Annotated in this window: 21 protein-coding genes, 1 pseudogene and 3 CRISPR repeat arrays (1 of these 25 cut by a window edge); of the genes and pseudogenes, 7 read left to right on the plus strand and 15 right to left on the minus strand. The window is 68.2% G+C overall.

The genetic code is table 11. The annotated features are described in order from the left end of the window. The 3 genes and pseudogenes from TR33_RS26765 to TR33_RS22155 form a co-directional block, all read left to right on the plus strand. Positions 1-565: pseudogene (locus TR33_RS26765) on the plus strand (IS5 family transposase); the annotation flags it as partial. Between the two features lies 1 nt (position 566). Continuing rightward, positions 567-1,298 carry a hypothetical protein gene (locus TR33_RS22150; protein WP_042285229.1) on the plus strand — a complete coding sequence of 244 codons (732 nt, stop codon included), beginning with the start codon at positions 567-569 and terminating at the stop codon, positions 1,296-1,298. 66 nt (positions 1,299-1,364) lie between these two features. Next, complete coding sequence (locus TR33_RS22155; protein ID WP_042285231.1) at positions 1,365-1,757, plus strand: hypothetical protein; 393 nt, start codon at positions 1,365-1,367, stop codon at positions 1,755-1,757. Positions 1,758-2,082: 325 nt separating this feature from the next. Here TR33_RS22155 and TR33_RS22160 read toward each other — a convergent pair whose 3' ends face one another. Together TR33_RS22160 and TR33_RS22165 are read right to left on the minus strand one after the other, a co-directional pair. Beyond that, positions 2,083-3,036 carry a CPBP family intramembrane glutamic endopeptidase gene (locus TR33_RS22160; RefSeq protein ID WP_042285234.1) on the minus strand — a complete coding sequence of 318 codons (954 nt, stop codon included), beginning with the start codon at positions 3,034-3,036 and terminating at the stop codon, positions 2,083-2,085. A gap of 295 nt (positions 3,037-3,331) precedes the next feature. Next, positions 3,332-4,704: direct repeats of the CRISPR family, unit length 29 nt; unit sequence GGGTCCATCCCCGCGTGCGCGGGGAGCAG. 295 nt (positions 4,705-4,999) lie between these two features. Next, complete coding sequence (locus TR33_RS22165; protein WP_042285235.1) at positions 5,000-5,740, minus strand: alpha/beta fold hydrolase; 741 nt, start codon at positions 5,738-5,740, stop codon at positions 5,000-5,002. A 73-nt stretch (positions 5,741-5,813) separates the two neighbouring features. Between TR33_RS22165 and TR33_RS22170 the strand changes: the two genes are divergently transcribed. Beyond that, on the plus strand, positions 5,814-6,512 hold the full coding sequence (locus tag TR33_RS22170; RefSeq protein ID WP_042285239.1) for a helix-turn-helix transcriptional regulator: 699 nt from the start codon (positions 5,814-5,816) through the stop codon (positions 6,510-6,512). Between the two features lie 150 nt (positions 6,513-6,662). On the opposite strand, the gene TR33_RS22175 is transcribed toward TR33_RS22170, so the two are convergent. Beyond that, entirely contained in the window at positions 6,663-7,505 is an 843-nt protein-coding gene (locus TR33_RS22175) for an aminoglycoside 3'-phosphotransferase (protein WP_042285241.1), read from the minus strand. 237 nt (positions 7,506-7,742) lie between these two features. Between TR33_RS22175 and TR33_RS22180 the strand changes: the two genes are divergently transcribed. Both TR33_RS22180 and TR33_RS22185 read left to right on the plus strand, forming a co-directional pair. After that, entirely contained in the window at positions 7,743-8,078 is a 336-nt protein-coding gene (locus TR33_RS22180; protein ID WP_042285243.1) for a MazG nucleotide pyrophosphohydrolase domain-containing protein, read from the plus strand. 224 nt (positions 8,079-8,302) lie between these two features. Further along, the gene (locus TR33_RS22185; protein WP_042285426.1) at positions 8,303-8,671 is read left to right on the plus strand and encodes an ASCH domain-containing protein; all 369 of its coding nucleotides are present in this window, start codon (positions 8,303-8,305) and stop codon (positions 8,669-8,671) included. 225 nt (positions 8,672-8,896) lie between these two features. On the opposite strand, the gene TR33_RS22190 is transcribed toward TR33_RS22185, so the two are convergent. Both TR33_RS22190 and TR33_RS22195 read right to left on the minus strand, forming a co-directional pair. Continuing rightward, positions 8,897-10,150, minus strand: a complete 1,254-nt coding sequence (locus TR33_RS22190; RefSeq protein WP_042285244.1) for an outer membrane protein assembly factor BamB family protein — start codon at positions 10,148-10,150, stop codon at positions 8,897-8,899. Positions 10,151-10,274: 124 nt separating this feature from the next. Then, on the minus strand, positions 10,275-11,168 hold the full coding sequence (locus TR33_RS22195) for a LysR family transcriptional regulator (protein WP_042285246.1): 894 nt from the start codon (positions 11,166-11,168) through the stop codon (positions 10,275-10,277). A gap of 101 nt (positions 11,169-11,269) precedes the next feature. Between TR33_RS22195 and TR33_RS22200 the strand changes: the two genes are divergently transcribed. Next, positions 11,270-11,764, plus strand: coding sequence for a PACE efflux transporter (locus TR33_RS22200; protein WP_042285247.1), 495 nt, complete (start codon positions 11,270-11,272; stop codon positions 11,762-11,764). A gap of 46 nt (positions 11,765-11,810) precedes the next feature. Here the strand turns inward: TR33_RS22200 and TR33_RS22205 are convergent, their stop codons facing one another. The 10 genes from TR33_RS22205 to cas6 form a co-directional block, all read right to left on the minus strand. Next, positions 11,811-12,485 carry an AAA family ATPase gene (locus TR33_RS22205; RefSeq protein WP_042285250.1) on the minus strand — a complete coding sequence of 225 codons (675 nt, stop codon included), beginning with the start codon at positions 12,483-12,485 and terminating at the stop codon, positions 11,811-11,813. 532 nt (positions 12,486-13,017) lie between these two features. After that, positions 13,018-13,570: a CRISPR direct-repeat array (repeat unit 30 nt; unit sequence GTTGCCATGCCCTGTACGGGCTTTGAGGAC). Positions 13,571-13,862: 292 nt separating this feature from the next. Further along, entirely contained in the window at positions 13,863-15,086 is a 1,224-nt protein-coding gene (gene cmr1 / locus TR33_RS22210; RefSeq protein WP_042285251.1) for a type III-B CRISPR module RAMP protein Cmr1, read from the minus strand. Between the two features lie 13 nt (positions 15,087-15,099). Continuing rightward, on the minus strand, positions 15,100-16,824 hold the full coding sequence (locus tag TR33_RS22215; protein ID WP_042285254.1) for a hypothetical protein: 1,725 nt from the start codon (positions 16,822-16,824) through the stop codon (positions 15,100-15,102). Further along, positions 16,821-17,828: a hypothetical protein gene (locus TR33_RS22220; RefSeq protein ID WP_042285257.1), complete on the minus strand. Its 1,008-nt coding sequence runs from the start codon at positions 17,826-17,828 to the stop codon at positions 16,821-16,823. Before TR33_RS22220 ends, TR33_RS22215 begins: the two co-directional genes overlap by 4 nt. After that, the gene (locus TR33_RS22225) at positions 17,825-18,868 is read right to left on the minus strand and encodes an RAMP superfamily CRISPR-associated protein (protein WP_234305926.1); all 1,044 of its coding nucleotides are present in this window, start codon (positions 18,866-18,868) and stop codon (positions 17,825-17,827) included. Before TR33_RS22225 ends, TR33_RS22220 begins: the two co-directional genes overlap by 4 nt. Beyond that, positions 18,861-19,322 (minus strand): type III-B CRISPR module-associated protein Cmr5, encoded by a 462-nt coding sequence (locus TR33_RS22230; protein ID WP_042285260.1) that lies wholly within the window; start codon positions 19,320-19,322, stop codon positions 18,861-18,863. Before TR33_RS22230 ends, TR33_RS22225 begins: the two co-directional genes overlap by 8 nt. Next, positions 19,315-20,241: a type III-B CRISPR module RAMP protein Cmr4 gene (gene cmr4, locus TR33_RS22235; protein WP_042285431.1), complete on the minus strand. Its 927-nt coding sequence runs from the start codon at positions 20,239-20,241 to the stop codon at positions 19,315-19,317. The genes TR33_RS22230 and cmr4 overlap by 8 nt, the downstream gene beginning before the upstream one ends. Then, positions 20,238-21,374, minus strand: a complete 1,137-nt coding sequence (locus TR33_RS22240) for a type III-B CRISPR module-associated Cmr3 family protein (RefSeq protein ID WP_042285262.1) — start codon at positions 21,372-21,374, stop codon at positions 20,238-20,240. The genes cmr4 and TR33_RS22240 overlap by 4 nt, the downstream gene beginning before the upstream one ends. Further along, entirely contained in the window at positions 21,371-23,218 is a 1,848-nt protein-coding gene (locus tag TR33_RS22245; RefSeq protein ID WP_042285263.1) for a Cas10/Cmr2 second palm domain-containing protein, read from the minus strand. The genes TR33_RS22240 and TR33_RS22245 overlap by 4 nt, the downstream gene beginning before the upstream one ends. Beyond that, positions 23,187-24,002, minus strand: coding sequence for a CRISPR system precrRNA processing endoribonuclease RAMP protein Cas6 (gene cas6, locus TR33_RS26210; protein ID WP_234305927.1), 816 nt, complete (start codon positions 24,000-24,002; stop codon positions 23,187-23,189). The genes TR33_RS22245 and cas6 overlap by 32 nt, the downstream gene beginning before the upstream one ends. 325 nt (positions 24,003-24,327) lie before the next feature. Continuing rightward, positions 24,328-24,946: a CRISPR direct-repeat array (repeat unit 29 nt; unit sequence CGGTCCATCCCCACGTGCGTGGGGCTCAG); it runs 204 nt beyond the window's last position.

Here is a 24,946-nt window from a genome sequence, read left to right on the forward strand (position 1 = left end):
CACCGCGCGGTTCTGGACGAGCTGGGCAGAAGGGCCCTGCTGGACTGGTCCCGCGCCACCGTCGACTCCCAGTCGATCCGCGCCAAGAGAGGGGGAGAAGACAGGGCCAAACCCCACCGACCGGGGTAAACCCGGTTCCAAGCTCCATCTGCTGTGCGACAACCAAGGGCTGCCGCTGACCTGCGCGATCTCCGCGGCCAACGTCAACGACGGCGAAGCGCTCAAACCCCTGGTGCGAGGCATCCCCGCGGTGCGCTCACGCCGAGGACCCCGCAGGCGACGCCCCGCCAAGCTGCACGGCGACAAGGCCTACCACTCCCGCGACCGGCGCCGCTGGCTGCGCGAACGCCAGATCGGCGTGCGCATCGCCCGCCCCGGCGTCGAGTCGTCCCAGCGACTGGGCAGGCACCGGTACAAGGTCGAGCGCTCCATCGCCTGGCTGGGCTCTTACCGCAGACTGAACGTGCGCTGGGAACGCAAGGCCTCCAACTTCCTGGCCATGCTCGGCATCGCCTGCATCCTCATCTGCTACAAGCATCTGGCCAAGCACAGCGAGGACTTTTGAGATGAGCTCTAAGCAGTACCAGGACGTCTTCAGTGGCCCCGGGGGAAACGTCACCGAACGCACATGGTCCCTGGGAACCGGCAAGCCCTACGCCATCGATTACATCACTGAGATCACCGGAGGCAACTTCGGCGGAGACGCCACCAACGGGAACAAGGCGTCGCTCCACATAGACAAACAGTCGAAGGATTACAATTTCGAGGAGCATTTCTCCACGGTAGACGGCGGCGGATTTCTGGAATTCATGGCCTTCGGCCTCGGCGCGAACAGGAAGGCTGAGAGCGCTTGGGGCTCAGATCTCGCCTGGTCCTTGGACATCGAGTTCCAAGACGCGCGGACGATCCCCATCAAGGCCGGTGGGTGGTACTCCGGGGTGAACGCGTTCAAGAACGGCCCCTACGCCGAAGGCTTCTCCAAGTACAAGAACGGCGATAAGAACTTCTTCTTCGGCCCCGGAGGATCCCTGAGCCGGATTTACACAGGGATGGTCGTCGCCTACCGACCGACGATCGTGTTCGAGGCCCATCAGTCGTACATCGACACCTACCACGAACAGTGGCAGGCCGAAGGGGGGATCGAGATCGGACCGTTCATCTTCGGTACGGAGACGAGCGGAGAGAGCACCTCAGCCAAGGTGGAGAAGAGCACGAACAAGCTCACCCTCACCTCTACCGCGAGCTGGCCGGTCATCCTGGGCATGGCCTCCTCCTGGACGGTCCCGCCCGGCGAGTGAACGAAGTACACCTTGGGGGCGCCCGCCGTCCATGGGCGCCCCCGTCTCCGGAAAGGAGGAACGGCCATGCCGATCCAGGCAGGCCCGTGGCAGGGCAGGAAGCCTTTCGCGAGGCCCAAGTTCAATGCCACGAAGGCCAACGATCTGTGTGCTCAGCTCCGAGGCCACTACGCGGACTTCTGGCGTACCGGTGGATCCACCACCATCATCAGCGACCGGACCTTCCGCATCGACAGGCAAGGACCGAACTCCAGCCCGCGAGGTATGCGACTGCATATCCAACAGGGTGGTGACAGCCTCGCCGCGATCCTCATCGACGAGAACCTGTCCGGCTATGCCGGCAATAAGGACGCGCAGGCGGCCATCGAGGCTCGCGTGATCGAGGCGTTCGCGGGCAGCGTCGGCAACGGCGCCGGCGGCCAGGCGTACTACTGGCGGGTCAGCGGCCAGTACCCCTAGGCACCGTTCCAGGAAGTCGGGGCGGCGCGGGGTCTGCACTGGCAGGCGTGGCGAAGGCGCCTGACCGTCCTGGGCCCGCCGGTGCGCGGTGGGCCCAGGGCACTCGCAGCGTCGCGCCGCCCCACCCCCACATACGTGGGGCTCCGGGAAAACGACCTGCGGAAACAGAGGCCGTCATCTCCCCCACAACCTTCGGCTGAAAGCGGCCTCCGCTCACCAATCATCCTTACCGCACCCACCCCGGGCCGCCCCGGGAGAGAACACCCCACCGAAGAAGAGATCGCCCTCCCCGGATGAGCGGGTCTTCGAGGAGCGTGGCTCCGTCTCACGCTCCGGCTCCGGAAACGCGCTTGCGCAGAAACAGCGTGACGACGAGCGCGGCCAGGGCCGTGACCGCCAGACCGATCAGGCCGCCGTTGCCACCTGGGTAGAGTCCGGGGTCGTTCGAACCATCCGCGTGCATCAGGGTGATGGGGATGACCATCAAGAAAGCGTTGTTGGCCGCGTGACCGACCACGGCGGGCCACACCGAACGGGAGACCAACCGTAGCCAGCCGAGGACGACCCCCAAAAGAACGACGGAAGCGAGGAAGGTCAGGACGTCCCCGGGACCGAAGCTTCCGGAGAGGCTGTGGATCAGAAGCTGAGGACCATGCCATAGACCATGGACCACCCCGCTCACCAACAGCGCCGGCCACACCCCCAACGGCAACAGCCTTGGGAGAAGATAACCCCGCCAACCGAGCTCCTCGCCGAAACACATCAACAGCGTCGGCACGAACGAGACCATGACCATGCCCAGGACCACGAGATAGGCCTCCAGAGGGAACCCGTCCCGAGGCATGGTCGCCGCGACCTCCGGAGCCAGCGCCGTCAGCTCCTCACGAAGTCCGGAGAAGTCCTCCAGGTCGAGCCGGACGACACCGAACACGACCGCGGCAAACAGGCTCACCGCAGGGAGAAGAACGAACACGGCGAAGGCGAGCAGCGTGTACCCGCCGACCCGGCGGACCGGACGCAACGGGGTCAGGCCCAAGGCCCGCCGCACGTTCCCCGGACGCCACAACAAGAACGTCACCAGCAGCGCCGCGACCGCCGGAGTGAACATGAAGAGCTGGGATGCGAGAGCGAACGCCGGGTCGCTCGGTGAAGCACCGTTCAAGAGCACCGGGGTGAAGACGAGCCAGGCCAGCCCGCAGACGACCAGCACGAAGACCGAGAGCTCACGGAGCGGGGTCCGGCCACGCACGGGACCGGCTTCAACGGAGGGGAAGTTCATGGTTCGACGCTAGAAACCCGGGCCGCCCGCCGGTATGCGGTCGGCCCTCCGGCTCCTCTGAGGCCGCCCTGCTTATGGTCCTGTGGACGGCCCCAGGGCCGTCGGTTGGTCTCGAGATGGGGCGGCCGGCTGATGGCTCCCGTCTGTCAAGGGTCCGCGACGTCCGGAACCACTCGCGCCCCTCCGCCGGATGGCCGTCCCTCGATCGCCGCTGACCCGGTACCGGTCGGGGCGAGGAGATCCCCGCAGGTGCGGGGAGCGGTGCCACCTGGATGCGCCGCCGCAAAGACGATCCCGGCCCATCCCCGCGTGCGCGGGGAGCAGGGAAGGCGTGTGGACATCCTCCAGGTGCGCCAGGGCCCATCCCCGCGTGCGCGGGGAGCAGGAGAAGGTCTACATCGACCCGTCCGCCGCGTCGGGTCCATCCCCGCGTGCGCGGGGAGCAGAGGTCAGCCCGCCGAGGATGACCGAACACAGCGGGTCCATCCCCGCGTGCGCGGGGAGCAGATCGGCCCACGTCTGTACCTGCTCCATGTCACGGGTCCATCCCCGCATGCGCGGGGAGCAGTCCCCTGTTCACCGGAGTCTGCTTCCGGGCGAGGGTCCATCCCCGCGTGCGCGGGGAGCAGCGTTCAGGGGCTTAGGCGGCCAGGTCCCAGTGGGGTCCATCCCCGCGTGCGCGGGGAGCAGCAGGGGCTCGCGTCCGGTTTGGTCGCCCATGGCGGTCCATCCCCGCGTGCGCGGGGAGCAGCCGTTTCCCGAGCGATCATGCGACCGAGCTCAGGGTCCATCCCCGCGTGCGCGGGGAGCAGTCGGCCAGCGTGTACGCGGGCCACAGGATCGCGGGTCCATCCCCGCGTGCGCGGGGAGCAGTCGGCCAGCGTGTACGCGGGCCACAGGATCGCGGGTCCATCCCCGCGTGCGCGGGGAGCAGCGAAACGGACGCCCAGGTCTGATGACCTGGGCGGGTCCATCCCCGCGTGCGCGGGGAGCAGGAGCTTGTCGTTCTGGGCGCGGGTCAGGAGTTGGGTCCATCCCCGCGTGCGCGGGGAGCAGGGTGGTGCGAGTGTGGGGTGCGCCTGCCCGGGGGGTCCATCCCCGCGTGCGCGGGGAGCAGGGTCCCGCTCAGGTGAGCGGAGCGGGGCCCCGGGGTCCATCCCCGCGTGCGCGGGGAGCAGCGAAGGTCGCGGTGTACACGTTGTTCCTTCTCCGGGTCCATCCCCGCGTGCGCGGGGAGCAGCCTCCGCGTAACCGTGTGCAGCCGCCATGACGGGGTCCATCCCCGCGTGCGCGGGGAGCAGCCGTCGTAGTCTTCGGTGCCGTGGGACTCGTCGGGTCCATCCCCGCGTGCGCGGGGAGCAGTCGCGCAGCCTGGAACACAGCTCCTGGGTTGAGGGTCCATCCCCGCGTGCGCGGGGAGCAGTGGGCCGGGGCTCGTCTGACGAGCCCCGGGTGGGGTCCATCCCCGCGTGCGCGGGGAGCAGCACCCGCCCACGGACCTCCCCGTCCGGGACCGGGGTCCATCCCCGCGTGCGCGGGGAGCAGACGCTGCTGGAGCACCTCATCACCGAGGCAGAGGGTCCATCCCCGCGTGCGCGGGGAGCAGCGGCACCGGGTCCGAGCGGTGTTCGGGGCCGCGGGGTCCATCCCCGCGTGCGCGGGGAGCAGTCTTCCTGACCTGCAACGCTATCCCGGCCCACCCCTCATTTCTGCAAGTTGTTGAGAAACAGACAAAACCGACACCCTTCGACCGCCCACTCGAACACCACTCCCCTACCAGCCTAGACACCCCCGAGAAAAGCAGAGAGGTTTCGGCGCCCCCGAACAGGACGGGGTCACCCCCACATGAACAGGAAACAGGCGAGACCCGGACCTTCTGCGGCAGGCCCCATGTGTGGAACTCAGTCGGCGGTGATCGACTCGCGCTCCACACCGACCGTCCCTTCCCTCTCGTATACGTGGTTCATCCGGCCCGTGACGCCTCCGACCGAATGACCTCGGCGAGGTCGCCGGGACGGCTCCACATCGGCCAATGGCCCGTAGGAAGGTCGACGACATCGAGGGTTTCGAGGTTCGCGACTTCGGCGAACATGGGATGCCCTCCTTGTGCCATCTCCAGGACCTGCTCACTCGAGATCGAGCAGCACACGAGGGTCGTCGGGACAGCGCGACGGGTGTCGTTCGTGAGATCGACGGTCTGGCGAAACACGGGGCCGGGCTCGGGGACCGCCCTGGAACGGAAACGCTCGAGAACCTCCGCGCTCAGACCGTCGAGGCTCGCCTGCTCCGCGAGGACGTCGAAGGGCGGCAGTGGAAGCTCCTCCACCCCCTCCGGGAAGTCCGGAGCGAAAGCACTCCCGTCCGCCATCGGGCCGGAGTCGACCCACACCACCCGCCGCACGAGTTCGGGACGCCGGTCGAGGACGAAGCTGACGGGACCGTTCGCCCCACTGTGAGCGACGAGCGTCGCGGGCCGCTCCTCGGAGACATCGAGCCGAGCGAGAAGATCTTCGATCGCTTCGACCTGGTCGTCGAGGGTCCTGGTCGAACGCGCGGGGTCGTCTCCGTCGAGGCCGGGCAGCGTGACCGCGACCGCGCGAGCGTGGTCGGTCTCCAGATGTTCGAGGACCTCGTCCCACGCCCAAGCGCCCAGCCAGTGGCCGGCGATGAGAACGATGGTCGGGCTGTTCGTCGTGGTCGTCATGACACAACTCTCGCAGGCCGACCGGACAAGGGTGTGTCACTATTCATGTCATGAAATCGCCGGGATCCGAACAGTGAAGCGAGCCGAACGGCTCCACGCCCTCTCCGAGACGCTGCGCCGTAGCGGCACACGAGGTGTCTCTGCCGAACGGCTGGCGAGAGAGTTCGAGGTCTCCGTACGCACCATCAAGCGAGACCTCGACGCGCTGAAGAACAGCGGCACGCCGATCTGGTCCCGTCCGGGCCCGGGCGGTGGATACGGATTGACCACGGGCGCGTCCCTGCCACCGATCAGCCTGTCCCCGGCGCAGGCCGTGGCGCTCATGGCCGCCGTGTCGGCCGCACCCGGCGCTCCCTACGCGGACCTGGCGGCGGCCGGTGTCCGGAAGATCATGGACGTCCTCGACCCCCGAACCCGAGCACGTGCCGACGAGCTGGCCCACCGTGTCTGGGTCGACGCGCCTCCCCCGTCCTCGCGCGCCACCAGGTCGGCGTTGGAGGAGGCGATGACCGAACAGCGGGTGATCCGCATTCGCTACACACCGCGGGAGGGCACCACGACCACCCGCGACGTCGAACCCGTACTGTTCGCCTCCACGAACGGCCGGTGGTACCTGATCGGGTGGTGCCGGCTGCGCGACGCGATGCGCTGGTTCACCGTGTCGCGCATCGAACAGGCCACTGTCACCAAGACGGTCTGTAGCGGCCACACCGTCCACGAGGTCGGAGAACCGCCGGCGAACGCCAGACCGGTGCACGGCCGGGGCGAGTGAGGCCCTCGAACACCACTGACCCGGGGCCGATCGGGCCGAGGGTCCCCACGGAGACGGGAAACAGTGCGCGGCGAATCGGATCATCGACTGCTCCGGCGGACGCGGCTCACCAGTAGGGGGAGACCGCATCGAGAGCCTCTGACCGCCGCTCTAGTCGCCGGGTGGACGCGCTTCGGGTACCGGCCAGAAGAAGCTCTCCAGCAGGTCGTGCAACCGCAGCCGCTCGGGGTCGATCCCGTCCCGGCCGTAGGCGTCGAGGAACCTGCGCGCCGAGGCCTCGCCGAACTGGGGGTTCATGTGGCTGCGCAGACTGCGTGTCATGTCAGCGAGGTCGGAGTGCGGATCGGCAAGGCCCGCGCGCCCCACGTCCACGAGCCCCGCCGTGCCGGTCTCGTCTATCAGCACATTGGGAAGACAGAAGTCCCCGTGGGAGATCACGAGTGCCCCGTCGCCGAGTTCACCGGCCAGGGACTCCAGTTCCTCCAGTACGACCGCGGCCGGGGGCACTTCCTTTCCGGCTATGGCCCAGGAACGGTCGACCAGACCGGACGCCACCCGCTCGCGTACCTCCACGAGCACCGACGACAGGGATCGGTCGAAGGGGGTGTCCTCCCAGGATGTGGCGTGCAACTCACGGGCGGCGTGGGCGAGCAGGTCCACGACTCGATCTCGTTCTCCGGCTGGCCACTCGTCCGAGGCGGGGCATCCGGGCAACGCGCGCATCGCGAGCCAGGGCTCGCCCTCATCCACACCCGAGCCCAGGACCTCGGGGACGGGAACGCCCAGGCGCCTCAACCAGGTGAGTCGGGCGGTCTCGGCTTCGAGATCGGAAACGAGGTGGCTCATTCGGTGGTCGACCGCCTTGACGACAGCGACAGGAACTCCCTGCGCGTCGACCATCCGCAGGACCCGCGCGCCCGAGAGCCCCAGGCTGATGCTCTCCTGCCGGACGGCGCCCAAAGCCTGTCCGATGACTTCCCACGCGTCCGTCATAGGGCTCATCGTAAGGACGACCCAGGCACCGCGACATGGATTTCCCCAGCGGTGAGGTCGGCCCGCCCCCGCGTGCGCGGGAGCAACTGTTCTCAGGTGCGCACGGCCGTACGGCGGATGGGCTCACTCCTCCGCGCCGGCCTGGATCGCACCTTGGCCGCGAGCCGACCCGTTCTTCCTCTCTCGCACACGTCTCGGTGTTAGCGTCCGTTCTCATACCCCCGAGAAGGGACCCGCATGGAGCCGCTGCCCGAACACCCGCTCACCCTGGCCCAGGTCCAGGAGTACGTGGCGAAAATGGAGGAGGAACGCGGATTCTCCGACAGCACTCTGGTCGAACAGACCCTGAAACTGGCAGAAGAGACCGGCGAGGTGTGCAAGGCCGTCCGTAAACGCGCCGCACTCGGCATGGACCCCACCAGCGCGGTCGGAAGCCTGGCCGAAGAACTGGCCGACGTGCTGATCTACCTCGCCGCGATCGCGAACCGGGAAAGCATCGACCTGAGCCAGGCACTGCGCGCCAAGGAGGCAGTGAACGAGAACCGCGTCTGGATCTCGACCGGCTCGGGGTGACGGAGAACGCCACCACCCGCCCGGCATGACGAAGGAGCCTCACCTCCGGAGGGGAGGCGGAGCTCCGTACCTCCGCCCTCGGGCGGATAGGTACAGGTCATGCCGCCTTCCTACACAGGAGAGCACCGCCCCCTACATCGACGCTGTTGTGGCTCCTCAGCGAACGGCTCACCGATCCGAAGCGCTTCCTTCGAAGCTTCACCGTCAAAGAACCAGGCCGCCTCATGAACGACCGACCCGCCGACCTCGATCAGCGCCCCCGCGCACACGAGATGAACCTCTACAAGCGCTACTTCGACCTGGTCGCCTCGGGCGAGAAGACGACCAAGATCAGGGTCAACGACGCTTCTCGCCAGCGGTTGAAGGAAGGCGACCTTCTCCGCTTCAAGTGCCGCGACGAGGAAGTGCTCACGCGGATCACCCGAATCGCGCGCTACCGGGACTTCGACGAGATGTTCGACCACGAACCCGTCTCATCGGTCGACCCGACCGCCTCCCGCGAAGACCAACTGCGCAACGTGCGGGAGATCTACCCACCCGAACGCGAAGCCTTGGGCGTCATGGCCATCGGGATCGAACTCGTCGAGACGTAACCACAAACAACGAAATACCCCTGCCCCTGAGAAACCCCAGGGGCAGGACATCATCACGTCAGGCCGAGGTCGAACCCGGCGCGTGCGAGAAGCAGACGCCGTACCTGGCCCACGCGGAGACGTCCGGAGGTCATCCCCCACCTGTATGGGACTCGGTCGCGGTCTCCTTGCGACCCTGGACCTCCTATGGCACTGGCGAGCACAGAGAACAGCGATTCGATCTCCTCAGCTCAGCCCCAGAACCCCTGATCGTCCGTCCCCGTCCACGTAGGGCACCGCGATGGCCCCTGGCGCCAGGATCGCCTCCTGAAACTCCCGGTCGGCCCCACCATCGAGAGCGATATCGACCGTTCCGCCAAAGCCCTCGAAGACACCCAGAAGATCCTCACCGGCCCCGGCATCCACCTGATCGACGAGGAACAACACCCCGTCCGCCACATAGGCGTCGGGGTCCGGACGCAGCGCATTGCCGATCATCTCCGCGCTACCCACCGGTCCCTCCCGCAGACTTCGTTCGACGTTTCCGTCCCTGTCCTGGATGCGGTAGTCCCGTTGCGCGGAGTCCCACACTCCGAAACGCTCTCCTGCGGAGTCGACCCAGCGCAGCCCACCGTCCTCGATCGTTCCGGACCGCCATGTGGAAGCGTCGACCCACTGGGTACTCTCGCCGACCTCGGTACGGGCCGCGACCAGATGCGACGAATACACGGTCAGGCTCCGCTCTATCGAGGCCGCGGGGAAGAGCCCGTACCGTCCTTCGTCACGCCACAGTTCCTCGCCGCTCTCGGCGTCCAGGGCGATGAGTCTTGAGCTGAAGTCCGCGCTCTCGACGTAGAGCTCGTCCTCGCCGCCATGACAGGTCGAGGAGACCACGACGGCCCCCTCGACGATCGCCATATCGCCCACCGAGCCTTGATCCTCACACTCTTCGCCTAGGGAGACGGACCACCGTTCATCGCCCTGTTCGAGGTCTCGCGCGTAGACCGTGTCCCCCTCACGAACGAACCACAGGTCTTCGGTCGAGCTGTTCAGGGCACCGCGGACGGGAGTCGACGAATCGCGAAGGTCGGCCGTGCTCTCCTCGTCCGGTTCGAAGAGTGCCTCGGTAAGAAGCTCGCCGGTGACGGCGTCCAAGAGCAGCATGCGGACCCTGCCCTCCTCGGAGTCCTCCACATGCAGCGAGAGACGATCACCATCGTCGGAGACCCGCCCGACCACCTCACCGCCGGGTTCGTGATGTTCCCAGAGCTCTTCTCCGGTCGTTCCCAACAGGGCGGTAACGCCCTCACCGTCCAGAACCGCTACCCCGACGGGGATCGGCAGAACCGTGATCTCCGTACCCTCGGGCGCCCGCCACTCCCACCCCACTCCGGACACCGCTTCGGGGTACTCAGGGATCTCCAGCTTCCCGGGCTCGCCCTCGGGGTCGGAGAGAGAGCAAGCGGAGATCGACAAGAGCACCACGGCCACCGCGGACATCACACTTCGACGGAGGATATTCATTCGCTTTTCTTCTACCTGGACACCCAAGGTGGAAGCTTCCCATGAAGTCGAAGGCCGTGTGTGCGGGGAACGGCCCGCCCGGGCCGCCCGGCATCCAGGATCACCCCCGGCGCCGGCCCCGACCCATCCGGTCGACCAACTCCCCCGCCGCCTTCCGGAGCGGGCTACCTCGCAACCACACGAGCTGCACCGGCATGGCCAGGCCGTTCTCGAGGTTCTCGAACTCCATCACGCGCACCGCCCCGGCCGCGACCCTTCTCCGCACGAGCGGCAAGGGCAGGTTGGCCCAACCGATCCCGCGCTCCACCAGGCCGAGCGCGGTCTCCGCCGAGTTCACCCGCCAGTAGGCGTCCGAGACGACGAGCCGCCGCTCCGTCAACTGTCGTTCCAGGCTGGACACCACGATCTGGCGGGCTCCGGCGAGATCCTCCAGACGGCGCAGGTCGGCTGGGATCCCGAAGGTCGCCACGGAGGCGGACGCCACCGCCAAGAACGTCTCCTCCGCCACGTTGAGGAACACCTCCTCCCGGTCGTTGCGGGTGCGGGCGAACATCAGCGCCAGGTCCACGGCCCCCGAGTGCAGTTGCTCCCGGACGTCGTCCTGTGGGGCGTCGGCGATCTCGACGGAGAGCAGGGGGTGGCGCGCCGCGATCTCCGCCACCGCGTCCAGCAGGGGCCGGTGGTCGACCCCCGCCGACACCCCGATCGTGAGCGTGCTCTCCAGGTCGTCGGAGAGCTCGACCGCGTGGGCCTGGAGCAGGCGCAACCTGCTCGCGACCAGCCGGGCGTGCGGCACGAGGGCCTGCGCCCGCGCCGTGGGGACGGGTTCACGGCGAGAGCGGTCGAACAACGGGTAGCCGAGTTCGGCCTCGATGTTGGCGATACCCATGCTCACCGCCGAGGGGACCCGATTCAGCGCGCGTGCGGCGGCGGAGAAGGAGCCGTGATCGACCACGGCGAGGAAGAGATCGATGTTGTCGCTGGAGAGACCCAAGTCCTGTCACCAGATCTGAAAGAAGCTGACTTTTTCCATCAGGCTAGCTGACGCTAACGTCGGCCCCTGTCACATCCGCAGGAACCCGAAGAGAGTGCGAAGTGCAAGGTCTGAAGCGCAAGCTGGTGTACGTGGGCGGCTACGAGGTCATCGGCTTCGTCGTGGGCACCGCCGTGATGACGGCCCTGACGGGAAGCGGCCCCGGGACGACGGCCCCGCTCGCGATCATGATCGCCACCGTGGCGGCGCTGTGGAACATGGCCTTCAACTACCTGTTCGAGGCGTGGGAGCGCCGACAGGTCAGTCGCGAGCGCACGGTGAAGCGCAGGGTCCTGCACGCGGTCGCGTTCCAGCTGACGCTGGTGTGCTACCTGATCCCGCTCATCGCCTGGTGGCTGGACATGAGCCTGCTCCAGGCGTTCCTGCTGGACCTGGTGTTCATCGTCTACATCCCGTTCTACACGTTCGGCTACAACTGGGCCTTCGACAAGATCTTCGGGCTACCGTCCTCCGCCATCGCCGATCCCGTTCCGGAGGTCGAGGACGGAGCCGCCGCTTCCGTCGAGGAGCCCGCGACCGCGGCCGAACGTTCCTGAGGCGGGCGGACCCTCCCGCACCGGACAGGGAGCGGTGGGGCTCTCGTTACGGAGAGGGCGACTCCATGACGGTGCGCAGAGGACCACGGGCGTCCGCGTCGGGACCGAAGCGGATCCAGGCCAGCTCCCGTGCCCGACGCCGATCGAGCGCCAGCAGACTGCGCGCTCCCCGCACGAACGCCGCCGGCCCGTGCAGGGCGGCCGCGCGCAGCCGCCGCCAGCGCCGCGAATGCGTCCGGTGGCTGCGCTCGGTCACCCGCCGCCCCCGGGAGTTCTGCCCCCTCCAGGCCTCCTGCGGGGTGGCGTCGATCATCAACACATGAAGCTCGTACCGGCGAAGACGACAGAGCAGGGCCAGCAGCACGCGGACCGAACGCCGGGTCCCGCACTCGTGCACCACAACCGGGCCACCGCGCAACGCCGCGACCACCCGGACCAGGTGCAGCACGTGCACCACCCACCGCCACAGCAGATAGGGGACCCGGGCGAGCATCGATCTCAGCCGATACCGCGACTGGAGAGAATCGATCACCCGCACGCCGTCCGCGGTGAGCACGGTCCGATCCTCGTCACCGCGCAGGCCGAACAGCCGCTTCAGCAGAGTGCTCTTCCCGGCCCCGGGCACCCCGGTGACCAGAACCAGAGACCGCCGAGGGTAGACCGCCCCGCGCGCCATCGCGTCGTTCACCATGGGGACATCCCGGGCCCGCCCCTGGACCATCTTCGGTAGCTCCTCAAAGCCGACCTTCGCGCCGGTGGGGCGCGGTTCTACAACGGCCACGACGTCACCGACGTCCCGGCTCTACCGGACACCGACGGCTCCTGGGTGCACCGCGCGTCGCCGCGCGGCCTGGGCGACGGCCGGTGCCTGAATCACGATCTGAACGGACGCGTCGGGCGTGTGTCGGTGGGTGGTGCGGGCGATGGTGAAGCCCACCGGGAGATCCCAGGTGATCATTTCCTTCTCGTCGGCTCGGGGGTATGGAGCTGCTCGAAAACGCGGTGCCCGGAGCTCTCACTCCACCCGAAGGCGGGATAGTCCGTGCACCATCTTTCACGGACCGTACAACTTGGGCAGGTATAGCCACGGTAAAGCGGCAAGTTCCCGGGACCGCGTGTCGTTGGTCGGGGGCCGTGCGGGGTGGTCTGGCTCTATCGGCCGTGATCTACGGCACGATCGACTTCGACGGGGTCGCCGACATCCTGTGCTCTCACCGGTGTATCGACCGGCTCCACTAGGTGCGTGACACCACGTTTCCATGCCCTGAACGGGCTTTGGGGACGCGGCTCAACGTGCGGGCCACGCGGTATCTGGTGACGTTTCCATGCCCTGTACGGGCTTTGGGGACCGTGTCGAGGGGTGGCAGCGGCACTGGGCCGAGCTGTTTCCATGCCCTGTACGGGCTTTGGGGACATCACCCCCCTCGGCGCCACCATCACCTTCCTGACGTTTCCATGCCCTGTACGGGCTTTGAGGACGTTCACGCCCACGTCTGGATCAACGGCAACCGCAGGTTGCCATGCCCTGTACGGGCTTTGAGGACTCGGGTAGTCGGCGCACAGACGGTCCACGGTCAGTGTTGCCATGCCCTGTACGGGCTTTGAGGACGTCTACACCGAGGACGACAGCGTCTTCATCAGCCAGTTGCCATGCCCTGTACGGGCTTTGAGGACTCCTCCAGTATTTCTCTGGGAGGTGATTTTCAGGGTGTTGCCATGCCCTGTACGGGCTTTGAGGACGCAAGGGCGAGATCGAGAAGGAGCGTCGCCTAGAGGGTTGCCATGCCCTGTACGGGCTTTGAGGACCCGAGGGTAAAGCCGCAGGTCAGTACCCTGGAATGCTGGTGGGTGAGCGTAATTCTTCAGTGATCCTCCAGTTCTGCTCGCCGCGCCGGTACGGCGCTGAAATCCACCTGCTCGGCTCCGGCTTCCCCGATGTCCTCGGAACCGTGGATCCTCGCGTGTGAACGTGTCACCACGGGCGAGCATATCGAGCCACTCTCGCACCAGGGCGTGTGCGTGTCCGGTGTTGACGGTCACCTCCTTGCCACGTTGACGGTTTCGAGTCCTTGGAGCGACGTGGTCGACCGATCGCGTATCAGGACGCCGGCCCTCGGATCGACTCCATCCACGCCCTGGTTCGTTCGTGGACGTCCTCGTCGGTGATGTACACGTTCTTGTTCTCGACTCGCTTGCCGGTCAGCCGGATGCTCAGGTCCTGATCGGCGGGCAGGAATGGGTTGTGGAAGGCGAAGGAGAACAACCCCCAGGTCCCCTCCTCGTCGTTCTCGACGAACCGGAACCACAGCGGTGAGGCACGACGCAGCTCGTCCCTCCCCTCTTTGTAGGCGGTCACCTTGGCTCCGCCCTTGTAGTTCACCGGAAGACCCAACGCTCCGAGTGGGAAGCGGTCCTCGGTACCGTGAATGACCGTTTCGTATTCGGGTGTCTTGATGGGCGGCTTGTAACCGGGGTTCGGTGACCTGTGCGCCACACTGGCACGGAACCTCCGGTACCGTTCCCCGGTCTCGGCGGCCACCGCCTCCCAGCTGTCCTCGGCGAAGTCGGCGAGGGTGGCGCTCGTGTTCCCCACGCCCAGGATCGGCTGCGGAGCGACCCTCGGACCATCGGCGCTCTCCGGGATCGGGACCAGGCCGGTGAGCAGGTCCGCGCAGATCTTCAACGGCCCGTTCACCGGTAGGTGGTCCAGTTCCTGGTAGTGATCGAACTCCGGAGTGTCGGGGACGTGTTCCCGCCAAGGACCTTCCGGCAAGGGACCGCCCTTGTACGTCAGGCGTACGTTGCCGAAGCCCTTGCGGGTGCGAGCACCGAATCCGCCATAGGCGCAGGCCAGCCACAGCGAGGCCAGGACGAGCGAGTCGACCGCCGGGTCTCCGCTGAAACCGACCTTCAACGTGAACCGGTGCCCGGGGCGGGTATGCGGTCGTATGGTGACCCAGCCCGGCCTTCTCTTGGCCGCGTGTCCCTGCCCCAGGAGATAGGCGACCCATTTCCCGGGTTCGTGGTCCTCCGCCGGGACACCCGCGAGGAAGGCGGCGGGTTCTCCCGCCTTGATCATGGCGCGGGCTGTGGGCTGGCCGGTCAGCCGCAACCGTACCGGGGACGCCCCTTCGGTGCTGCCGAACACCTTCTGCTCCGCGCGGGCGAGCGCGGGCACACTGGAGCCGTACACGGTTCCCGCCAAGGCCCGGAACCAGAACCGCATCGCGCCGCGTACGGAGGAGACCCGTAGCCCGACGGTCGGGTCGTCATCGTTGAACAGCGGTGTGGTCACCGTCAGTTGGAAGTCGGTCCAGGCCATGGGCGTTCCCGTCCTACCTTTCGTTACGCCAGCGCCGGTGGGTCAGCGGTGCGGTGATGGGCTGGTCATCCCACAGGATCTGGGAGAACACCCCGGCGGCCAGACACCAGAAGGTGGCGGCGGCCAGGATCGCCCAGGGAGCCCCGGGCTGACGTGGTGGTTCCTGGGGAGGGGTCACAGTGGGCTCGGGCCCGGGGGTATCAGCCGTTTCCGGGGCGGGCGTCCCCGTCTCCTGTTCTTCGCCGCTCCAGGCGATGGTGAGCCGGGGACCTTCTTCGGAGAAGACGGGGGCGATGACGGCCATGCCCAGCAGAGCGATGAGGAAGGCGTGGGCGATCCCGGTGATGGCCACCGATAGGGCACGTAGCCCGAGGAGCGTCAGGGGGCGGAACGCCGCTCTCAAACCCTCGGGAAACTGGCCCGAGTTGTGGTTGCGGACCTCGATGAGGAGGTAGCCGAACGAGGCTCCGCCCAGCAGGGCCAACAACGTGTACAGCCCGAGCCCGGGTCGGATGTTCGTCCACCAGTCGGGGTGCAGGGCCACCAGCACGATCAGCCCCACGGCCGCGGCGGCGGGCAGGCGCAACATGAGCGGCATGGCCCACAGTCGACCGAAACACAGGGTGCCCACCCCGATGAGGACATAGGTGAGTGCTGCGGGCACCAGGCCCACGGTAAGGGACGTCCCCTCGTTCATCAGGGCCCACACGGTGCCGGCGAACGCCCCGGCCGCGCACAAGGCGACCAGCGCGAAGAGCACTACTCGGCTTGTGGGTCGGTGAGCCCGGCGACACCCTAAGGCGATTCCCCAGGCACGGCCGGTGGCGAACCTGGGAAGCAGGTGGTGTTCCACGGCCTCTTCCAGCAGTGCCCGTTCGGCCGGAGGGATGCTCCGGGGTCCTTCCCGGGTGGGACCCTTTTTCTTCGCCGACTCGGATGTGTCCGTGGGAGGCCGGCGCGTGACCAGGATCAGGGGATCGCCGGAGAAACCGTTGGCGAGCATGAGCACCAGCGACCGCACCTCGCTCTCCACGGCCATGGGCGGGGCCTGGTCGAACAGAGGGATGGACTGGTACCCGTTGAGGTGGCCGCGCCAGATCTCCCGAGCCTCTTGTGCTCTGCGGGCGGGTTCCGGCCAGCTGTCATGGCCGAAGAGCCGGTACAGGTCACCGGTGGTCGCGTGCAGATCCGACCAGATCTGGTGCTCGGGGTGGCGAAAGGGTTCGGATAACGCCAGGAACCGGGTCCGGGCCGCCAGGGGTGTGAGGTGGCGGTGTTTGCGCGTGTAGGGAGTGTCCCTGCCGAGGTAGTTCCAGAGCAGGTCGGCGCAGGCGGCGAACACCCGCCATCCCTCCCCGTCCCCCAGTGCGGGGGCGGTGGCCGCCGCGTCGGGCCCGGTGCCCGCCAGCAGTGTGGGCAGCCGGTCCAGAAAGTCACCGGGGCGGTGCAGCAGGACCCGCACCACCTCCGGACGCTCATCCCAGCAGTCTCTGAGGGCGTTGTGGGCCTGGGTCAGGCCGGTGCCGTCGCTGTGAGCGTTGGTGAGCTTCAGTAGGGCCGCGGCCAGGTCGGGATCGGCTAGAGCGGGCTCGTCGTGGGTCTCGGCGAAATCCTCCCTACCCTGGTTGAGGACTGCCCCGAAGCCTTGGGCGAGCCTGCCGGAGAGCCCCTTGAGAAGGGGGGCCGGCTTCTGTTCGCTTTCCCCCTTCGCGGTCTCGATGGTCGCCGCTCCCGTCACGTTTCTTCCACACGGCGATCGCGGTGGAGCTCGCGCAGCGCCTCACCGAAGGGGGTCAACCGCCAGGTACGACCGTTCTCCACCCGGTCGTAGGCGAACCCGCGCAGCGGCGCCCCCTGGGGTGGCTCGCCGACGATGCCACTCCCTTCGAAGGGCTTCAGCTGGTCGTTCACCGGCTTCGGGGGGAGGGAGCGCAGGGGCAGTTCGATGGACCTCAGGCCCGGCGCGAGCTCATGCAGGGCGAACGCACGCACCTTGACCGGTCCGCGCAGTCCACGCAGGGCCTCGCCCAAGCCCAGGAGGAACGGCATCGCGGCTTTGAAGCCGCCCGAGAGGTGAAAGCGGGCTACATCGTTCTCCGGTTCCAGCAACCGGTCCACCCCGCGTCCGATACGGCCCAGGTCGCGCATCGACTCGGTGAACTCCTTCTCACCACCGACGTCCAGGTGTGGCAGGCGGGCGATGACGATGTTCCCACGCTCACGCACGATCTGTTCCTCGGCGGGCTCGTGCAGGTACCGCACTCGGTTCAGGTCGCCTCCGGCCAAGGCCACGGCGTTGAACAGGGACGCTCGCAGCCCTTTGCCGGTGTCGCTGGTGATGAGGATCGCCGTATCCCGGTCGGGGACCGCTACGTGCTTGGAGGGAAGGTTGTGCGCGGCCAGACTGCTGAGTTCGGCGCTGGCTTCGGCAGGCCACCGGGCGGGTTCGATCTGTGCCAGCAGGGCCTCCAGATCGGCTCGGACCGCCCCCGCTCTAGGAGCGGTCACCTCCGCCAACCACGCGGCCTGTGTTTCGCGCTCCAGGTCGGCGGTCTGCTCGCTCTCAGGGTCGTGCAATTTCCTGCGGGCGCCCCACACGCGTTTGGCCAGGAGCTTGTCATATTCCATCAGGCCCTTGCGGTCGCCAGCGCCGCCCCTGAGTCCGGTCAGACTGTGCTGAAGGTTATCGAACAGGCTCACCCCGACGGTGATGAGGTGGACCGTGCGGTGATCCGCGTTCACGATCGTTTCCCCTTTCCGGCTTTCTTGGCGGGCGCGGTTTTGCAGGTGAAGTAGCCGTATCCGGCGGTGGTCCGTCCACCACCGCCGACCTCTCCACCGGCCAGGTCCAGCCACTGTCCTACGGTGTCCAGGTCGGCGGGGTCGGTGCCGAGCAGATCCACGCACAGCCGTCCACTCACCGAGAGGAACGGCACCGGGACTGGGGCGTGGTGCTCGCCGGGGGGACGCGGTTCCTCGGCGGGGGCGGCACCGGGCATGGTGTCGGTGTAGTAGGGCTGCTGGTGGGGGGTGATGGTGTCGCTGTGCACTTTCAGCCCGGTCCGAGTGTCGGGCAGGGCGTCCAGGAAGACCACACCGCCCCGTCCACGCGGACCGGTCGGGGAGGGGGCCTTCTGGGGGCGCGGGTCCCCCAGAAGTTCCCGCACCCGCTCGGGAGCGGCTTTGTCCAGGCGCGCCCCTGTCGCGGCGAGACCCTTGAGGGTGGAGGCGGAGATGACGGGCCATCCGTAGGTGCCATGCAGGGCCATGCCGCTGTCGAGTACCCCGAACTGCAACCCGAGCCCGGTGACCAGCCGCCACTCACAGGTCAGGACCAGGCGGAGCACGCATCCACGAGGTGTGGGGGCCGCGCTGCCGGGGAAACGCCGTTGAACCGACCGTGGAATCGCGTGTGGGGCGCACCAGTGGTCCAGTAGGGCCTTACGGCGCTCCATGACCTGCTGGAGTAGGGCCTTGTCGTGCTGGCCCACCTGGGAGGCCGTCGCCCACTCGTGCAGCGGCCGGTGGGCCTGCCACTTCTTCTTGTGGCCGCCGGTCGCCTCGAAGGAGAGCCGCCGCAGGACCAGGAGGGCGTTGGCGTCGCCGCCCACGGTCTTCTTGCCCCTACGCAGGGTCGTGGTCGCCTGGGTGGCCCCTTTCTCCGGTGTCACCTCTTCGTGGCGCAGGTGCACCACACGGCCCAGCGGACCATGTGCGGGGCCCAGGGTGACGGTCTTCTCGGCGGCGTCCTCGTAACCCGTCCCCCGCTGTCGGTCAGCCATGAGACTCCTCCGCCGGGCTCGAAGCATTACCGGCGTCACCGGTGCCGTCCGCGACCTTCGGCGGTTCGTAGAGGGCGTCGGCCAGTCGGCTGAGCCAGGTCGCCAAGGCGTCGACCTCGGCCGAGGCACGAGCGTACTGGGCCGGGGTGGCCGAGGACAGAGCTTCCAGGAAGCGTTTCGGAGGCAGGACCGTACCGTTGCCGCCCAAGAGGCGGCGATGGCACACGTGCTCGGCGATCCTCATCGCGAGCTGGTGGTAGGCGTACCCGAGCTCCTTGGCCGGGTTCGGGTCGGCCTTGGAGAGCACGAACGCGTACGTGGCGGCCAGTCCCCCGCCTCGCAGCCGGGAGGGCAGCTGCCTCATCCGAGTGCGCAGGTCCTTGCTCACCCGCTCGCCCAGAATCTTCAGGGCCAGGCCGGACAGTTCCTGATCCAGGCGTTGGACGCTACTCACCCGGCACCGCCTTCACCAGGCGGGACCACACCAGCCCCTTGCCCAGGGTCTGGTCCCCACCGATCTGCAGGACCTGCCGGTCCAACATGCCTTCGAGGAGTTCACGGTGCTCCTCTCCGTTGGTGTGGTCGCGCAGGGTCAGCACCGCGGCCAGCACGGTCTCGGCGGGCAGGTACTCACTGGTGAACGGACCGTTCTTGACGGTCTTGGTGTCCGGGTCGAGCTGAACACGAACGGTCTGCTCGGTGCACTCGCGCAGCAGTTGGGCCATCACGTCGGCGCCGACCACGATGAGGTCCTGGCGGAACTTGTCCGCGAACGTCGCCAGGTGGGGCTCGTCACCGATCCCCTCACCGGCGATCAGGTCCGCCCAGGCCGAGGTGGGGTTGGCCGCTCCGTCGGGAGCGCGCCTGGTGGGTACCAGACACGGCCCCAGCACCTGCCCGGAGGTGTCCGCCCAGACGTCGGTGGAGCACACCCCTTCGGCAGGGCTGACCCGGGGGATGTCGGGCAGGGGTCGGCCGGTGCGGGCGTGGGTGTGTTTGCGGGCCAGACGGCTCAACGCTACGGAAGAGGTCGCCCACGCGAACCCACGCTGCAGGGCGGGCACCGGCAGGGCGACCAGTTGTGCGTCACCGACGGTCAGCAGCCCGGCGCTGGGGTTGACTCCAGGGTCCTTCTCACCTCGCACGGCTCGGCCGAACACCTGATCCAGGAAGGTGTCGTCTCCGTCTGCGTACGCACCCCATTCGGAGTCGTAGGCCGCCTGGCGCAGCGCACCCTTGAGGCTCTGGCCCCACACCAGGGGGTAACCGGTGGAGCCCTCGCGCTGGATCGGCAGGTCCACCGACCCTTCGGCCTCGGAGCCCCCCGCGTGCAGGGGGGACTCGGTGTACAGGTAGAGCAGATAACTGGTCACGACCACACTCCGGTCAGGACGACACCGAACCCGGCCGTGTCCCAGCGGGAGCGGGCGGGTGGCCCCAGGGCCAGCCCGTGCTGGGAGTGTGCCCAGGTCGCGGCGTCGTCGGGGTCGAGGAATTGCAACAGGTAAATCGACCCGGGCGGGACCGCCCAGGCCATGGTGCGGGTTCGTTGGAAGTTCTTGTGGTCGCGTACCGGAGACGCGGTGGCCACCGGTAGCGAATCACCGATCACGGCGGACACCAGCCGGGCACCATCGGGCAAGGGCGGCACCCATCCGGTGTGCCACGCCGCGGGTGTGGCGACGTAGAGCAGGACCTTGCCGTCGGGGAAGTCCTCGGGCGGATCCGGCCATCCGACGACCTGGGCCGGGACGATGTCGGCGAGCCGGGACAGCCCGCCGAAACGCACCGGATCCGACACCTCCTCCACCGAGCGGTGCCGCCCGGGGCGGGGGGTGAGGTGGACGGCGAACGCCCAGTCCTCCTCCAACCGCAGGTGGGTGGTCCGGTAGAGCAGGCCGCTCTTGACGGTGCGTGATTCGGGGTCCAGCGCCACGCCGATACGCGACTCGGCCGTCACCGGTTCGGCGACCCGATCCCACTCGTCCTGGGAGGCGACATCGCCCGCCTCGACCAGAGTGCCGTGCAGGTATGACTCCAGGACACCGCCGGGGACGAGGCCACTGAGCGGATCGGCTTCCTCCACCCCCTCGGGCAAGGAGAGCGACACCAGGTCCGGGTGACCGGAGGCCTGGAGGTCGGTCCTGATACGGGCGTCGTCCTCTCCACCGTCCTCATGGACCGCTCCACCGTCATCCGTCCGGGGGTGGCGTAGCCGCCACACGTCCACGGCGTCGGGTTCAGTGACCAGGTCCAGCGGGGCCGGAAAATAAGGGTTCCACTCCATACCGTCCCGGTGGGCGACGAAGGGCCCACGCAGGCTCTCAGGTTCACCGCCCAAGGCAGCGGCCAGGGCCCCGGCCACCGTGGAGGGCCAGGGGCGCACGCTGTGGGCGACCCCTCCGGCCCCGGCGGCGAAGGCGCGCCCGTCACGGACCTGCACCGTGTCGTGCGGGTCCAGTGTCACCCACACCCCTGAGGGACCCGGATTCTCGGTAGTGGTCATGACGCCTCCTGGCGTAGGAACAAGGCGATCCGCACGGCGTCCTCGTCCACCAGCCGCCCTTCGGGGGACAAGTGCTCCAGGTGGGCGGCGGCACGGCGCGCGAACCCCTCCCGGTCCGCTTCCACGGGTCGATTCTCGGCATCCGAGCCCAAGACGGTGTGACGCAGGATCAAGCGGCGGATCTCCGCCCGAGCCACCGCGGGTGGAAGCACGTCCTGGTCTCGGGTGCGCAGTTCCGCATCGCCACCGTCCAGGTGTGGAGCTTCGGCCGCCAGGTCGCCCAGCAACCTGGGGGAAAGCCGGATGCGGGCGTACTTCCCTCCGGGCAGGAACACGCGCAAGGCCTCATCGGGTGCGGGGTCCGCCGACCAGGGCAGGACGCAGTGGGCATGGGCCCCGCTATGGCGGACGAACCCCACCCCCAACGCGTACTTGCCCGGCCGTTCCTTGGCCAGGTCCAACAGATCCCTGGATCTGCCCAGGGCCTGGCCGAGGGAGGAGCCGTGGTGGAAGAACAGCAACCCGGTGCTGGCGGTCGGCAGGGACGGCGGAATGGTCTCCTGGCAGGCGCGTGCCGCCTCCAGTGCCGTCGCGGCCGGCACTAGGGCGAGAAGGTCGTCACCACCCGCGTAGACCACGACCCCACCCGCGGCGTCGATGGCGGCGCGCTGGTCGGCGGCCACCTGGGAGAGCAGCCGGGAGATATCGGAGTGGGACTCCTCATCGACCTCCAGCGGTTCCCGGTCCGGGTGGGTCCGCCGCCCCGACAGGTGACGGCCCATGGAGTCCAGGTCCTGGACCAGCACCGCCAGGTGCGGGGACAGGGGATCCACCTTGTGCCGGGCCATGATCTCCACCAACCGGCTGGCGGCCTCCCAACCCTCGTGGACGGTACGCGCGAATGCCGGATCGGCCCGGTCGCGTTCGAACTCGCGGGCCAGGGCATCCAGGTGCCAGGAGGCGGGAAAGACCCACCGGCTCCCGCGCCCACGCACCCAGTCGGCCTCCTCGGAATCGGCGACCCTCGGCAGACGCTCCAGCGGGAGTTCACTCACCGGATCGTCGCCCAACTCCTCCGCGCACAGCCGCAGATCCCCGACCGCGTCAGCGATGTCCGCGTCCTCCTCCCACAGGCGCAGAACCTCGGCCCGGTAGGGGGCGGAGGCCAAGGCGTTGGTGGAGGCGAAACCGGGCGAGCGACCCGTGCAGGTCTCGCGGTGCCACAGACGCTTGACCCAGTTGGCGACGGCCAGGTTCTCGCCCGCCATGTGCTTCCTGCGCTTTTCGACCGCGTCGGGGGGAGATACGGACCGCCACCGAGGGGAGAGGGTGCACAACTCCTCAGGCTCGTCCCAGGGCTGGGCGAAGTCACGCACCGTCTTGCGCTCGGCCAGCGCCCGCTGAGCCTCGCGCCACTGATCGGGGTAGGGACCGACGGCGGCAGGGACACTCACCCACTGCACCACCGGCCACCCCGGGACGGAGTGCATCGGCTGGCCGAAGACCTCGGCGACCCATCCCTCCCACACCTCTGTCAGGTGCTCTGAGGTGGCGGAGGCCGCGTCGGGCCCCTGCCCGGTGGGGACCAGGGCCACGATCCGATTCGGCATCCCGTCATCGGCACCGCGCACCCTGCCCTCGCTCAGGGAGGGGAAGACGATCCTCGCCTTGTGGGTGTCGTGCAGGTGCCGGACCGCCTTCACCGCGAGGTGGGCGACGATCTGGCTGGCCGAGCGCAGGTCGGCGGTAGTGCGGGACTCGGTGATGAACCGCTGTACGCCTGACAGGGCGACGACGACAAGGTCACGAGGATCACTGGGATCGCGGGGGGCATGTCCGCTCATCCGGCTCCGTTCCGTATTCGGTCGGTGGTGCTGCAGGGGTGTGGGGGCTCGCGTTCTCTTCTCGAGCAGCGTTACCGCCGGGGTCGGCGACGGAATGCTGAAGGCGGACGTGCACGTGACCGAACCCATGGGTGGTCTGGGCACCGACCCCGGCGAAGGAGGCGAAGGACCACAGGACGGCGAAGACGCGCCGTGTGGAGAGGAGAGGGCGGCCGCTCAACCCGAACGTGGCGCTGCCGACGAACCCGACCCGTTGGGCGGCCCCCCGCCCGAAGATCCGGGTTCGGGTGTCATGCCGGGCCAGGTGTGCTGACTCCAAGACCTCGGCGACCGCGGCGGCGGGCAGGGGCAGCGGACTCAGCAGTGCCCAGCGGCGGACCAGCCCGGCCAAGAGGAGTTCGGGGTCGGGCAGAGGGATCTGACGACCGGAGCGCTTCACGTAGGTGGGGGTGCGGAACTCCACGTGGGCCTTGACCGCGGGAGGGCAGGCCGCCAAGCGGGCGTAGGGCTCGGTGCGGTGACCGTCCGGTGAGCAACGGAAGGTGCGCGACCCCAGGCGCAGCGCCAGCCCGTCGAGAAGAGCGAGGTTCGTGAGGGGACGGGAATCGTCCAAAAGGCCCAGGACGAGTCGACGACCACTGAGGGCCGCAGTGAAGGGTTTCGTGGGGGCGCTGTGGTCGGTGGTGGGGGGTTCCAGCAGGTGGCAGGCGAGGGCGTGCAGGTGACGCGGGTCGACCGAAGTGGGGGGTGGGGGTGTGAGGGTGAGTGTCCACTGGGTGGGCACGCGAACTCCGGGGCAGGCGTGGAGGAACATCGGGCACGTTAGTGCGGTGCCGTCTTGCGAGCAACAAGGTAGCAGTGATGGTGGTGGTGCACCCGGGAAACGGAGAGTGTGACCGGTAGCGGCAAATGGGGTGGTTGACGGCCAGGGGTCTGGTATGGGAGACCGAGGTAGCCCCGACTCCAAAAATGTTACAGCCGACCATCACAGCGAGGCGCTCGATCATCGACGCAGCAACGATGGTCACCATTCGCGGCCGATTCGAGAACGACCTGCCCCACACGCATGGGGCTCGGTTGATCGCTTCCCAGACGCCGGAACCGATTTGCGGTCCATCCCCACGTGCGTGGGGCTCAGACCATCGTGGACATGACCCGCCACAAGCAGAACGGTCCATCCCCACGTGCGTGGGGCTCAGGTTCTCGAACCTCAGTCGCGAACGCACCGCGGCGGTCCATCCCCACGTGCGTGGGGCTCAGCGCCCTGATCAGGGCGTGGGGCTTCGTTGTGCCGGTCCATCCCCACGTGCGTGGGGCTCAGTCGTCTCCGGGCGGCGGGGCCTGGTCGGCGGCCGGTCCATCCCCACGTGCGTGGGGCTCAGGACCGGTTCCAGGGGTTCGCTGACAACTGGTGCGGTCCATCCCCACGTGCGTGGGGCTCAGCCTGACTGTGAGAAGATCTCATGGTCAGGGTCCGGTCCATCCCCACGTGCGTGGGGCTCAGGGCCTGGTGGGAGGCGGCCGGCTGGGGGAGACCGGTCCATCCCCACGTGCGTGGGGCTCAGAGCTCGTCGTCGATCCGGCCGTGCGATTCAGCCGGTCCATCCCCACGTGCGTGGGGCTCAGACGCATGCCAGACATGCCAGAATCGTCCCCGGCGGTCCATCCCCACGTGCGTGGGGCTCAGCTGCCCGTAGCTCCGGGCGGCGAACCCGAACCCGGTCCATC

This window comes from Nocardiopsis alba (assembly GCF_000710955.1).
Classification (GTDB): Bacteria; Actinomycetota; Actinomycetes; order Streptosporangiales; family Streptosporangiaceae; genus Nocardiopsis; species Nocardiopsis alba.

Coding starts and splice junctions, on each gene's coding strand:
- TR33_RS22150 (WP_042285229.1), top strand. CDS start 567: ATGAGCTCTAAGCAGTACCAGGACGTCTTCAGTGGCCCCGGGGGAAAC.
- TR33_RS22155 (WP_042285231.1), top strand. CDS start 1,365: ATGCCGATCCAGGCAGGCCCGTGGCAGGGCAGGAAGCCTTTCGCGAGG.
- TR33_RS22160 (WP_042285234.1), bottom strand. CDS start 3,036: ATGAACTTCCCCTCCGTTGAAGCCGGTCCCGTGCGTGGCCGGACCCCG.
- TR33_RS22165 (WP_042285235.1), bottom strand. CDS start 5,740: ATGACGACCACGACGAACAGCCCGACCATCGTTCTCATCGCCGGCCAC.
- TR33_RS22175 (WP_042285241.1), bottom strand. CDS start 7,505: ATGACGGACGCGTGGGAAGTCATCGGACAGGCTTTGGGCGCCGTCCGG.
- TR33_RS22180 (WP_042285243.1), top strand. CDS start 7,743: ATGGAGCCGCTGCCCGAACACCCGCTCACCCTGGCCCAGGTCCAGGAG.
- TR33_RS22185 (WP_042285426.1), top strand. CDS start 8,303: ATGAACGACCGACCCGCCGACCTCGATCAGCGCCCCCGCGCACACGAG.
- TR33_RS22190 (WP_042285244.1), bottom strand. CDS start 10,150: ATGTCCGCGGTGGCCGTGGTGCTCTTGTCGATCTCCGCTTGCTCTCTC.
- TR33_RS22205 (WP_042285250.1), bottom strand. CDS start 12,485: ATGGTCCAGGGGCGGGCCCGGGATGTCCCCATGGTGAACGACGCGATG.
- cmr1 (WP_042285251.1), bottom strand. CDS start 15,086: ATGGCCTGGACCGACTTCCAACTGACGGTGACCACACCGCTGTTCAAC.
- TR33_RS22225 (WP_234305926.1), bottom strand. CDS start 18,868: ATGGCTGACCGACAGCGGGGGACGGGTTACGAGGACGCCGCCGAGAAG.
- TR33_RS22240 (WP_042285262.1), bottom strand. CDS start 21,374: ATGACCACTACCGAGAATCCGGGTCCCTCAGGGGTGTGGGTGACACTG.
- TR33_RS22245 (WP_042285263.1), bottom strand. CDS start 23,218: ATGAGCGGACATGCCCCCCGCGATCCCAGTGATCCTCGTGACCTTGTC.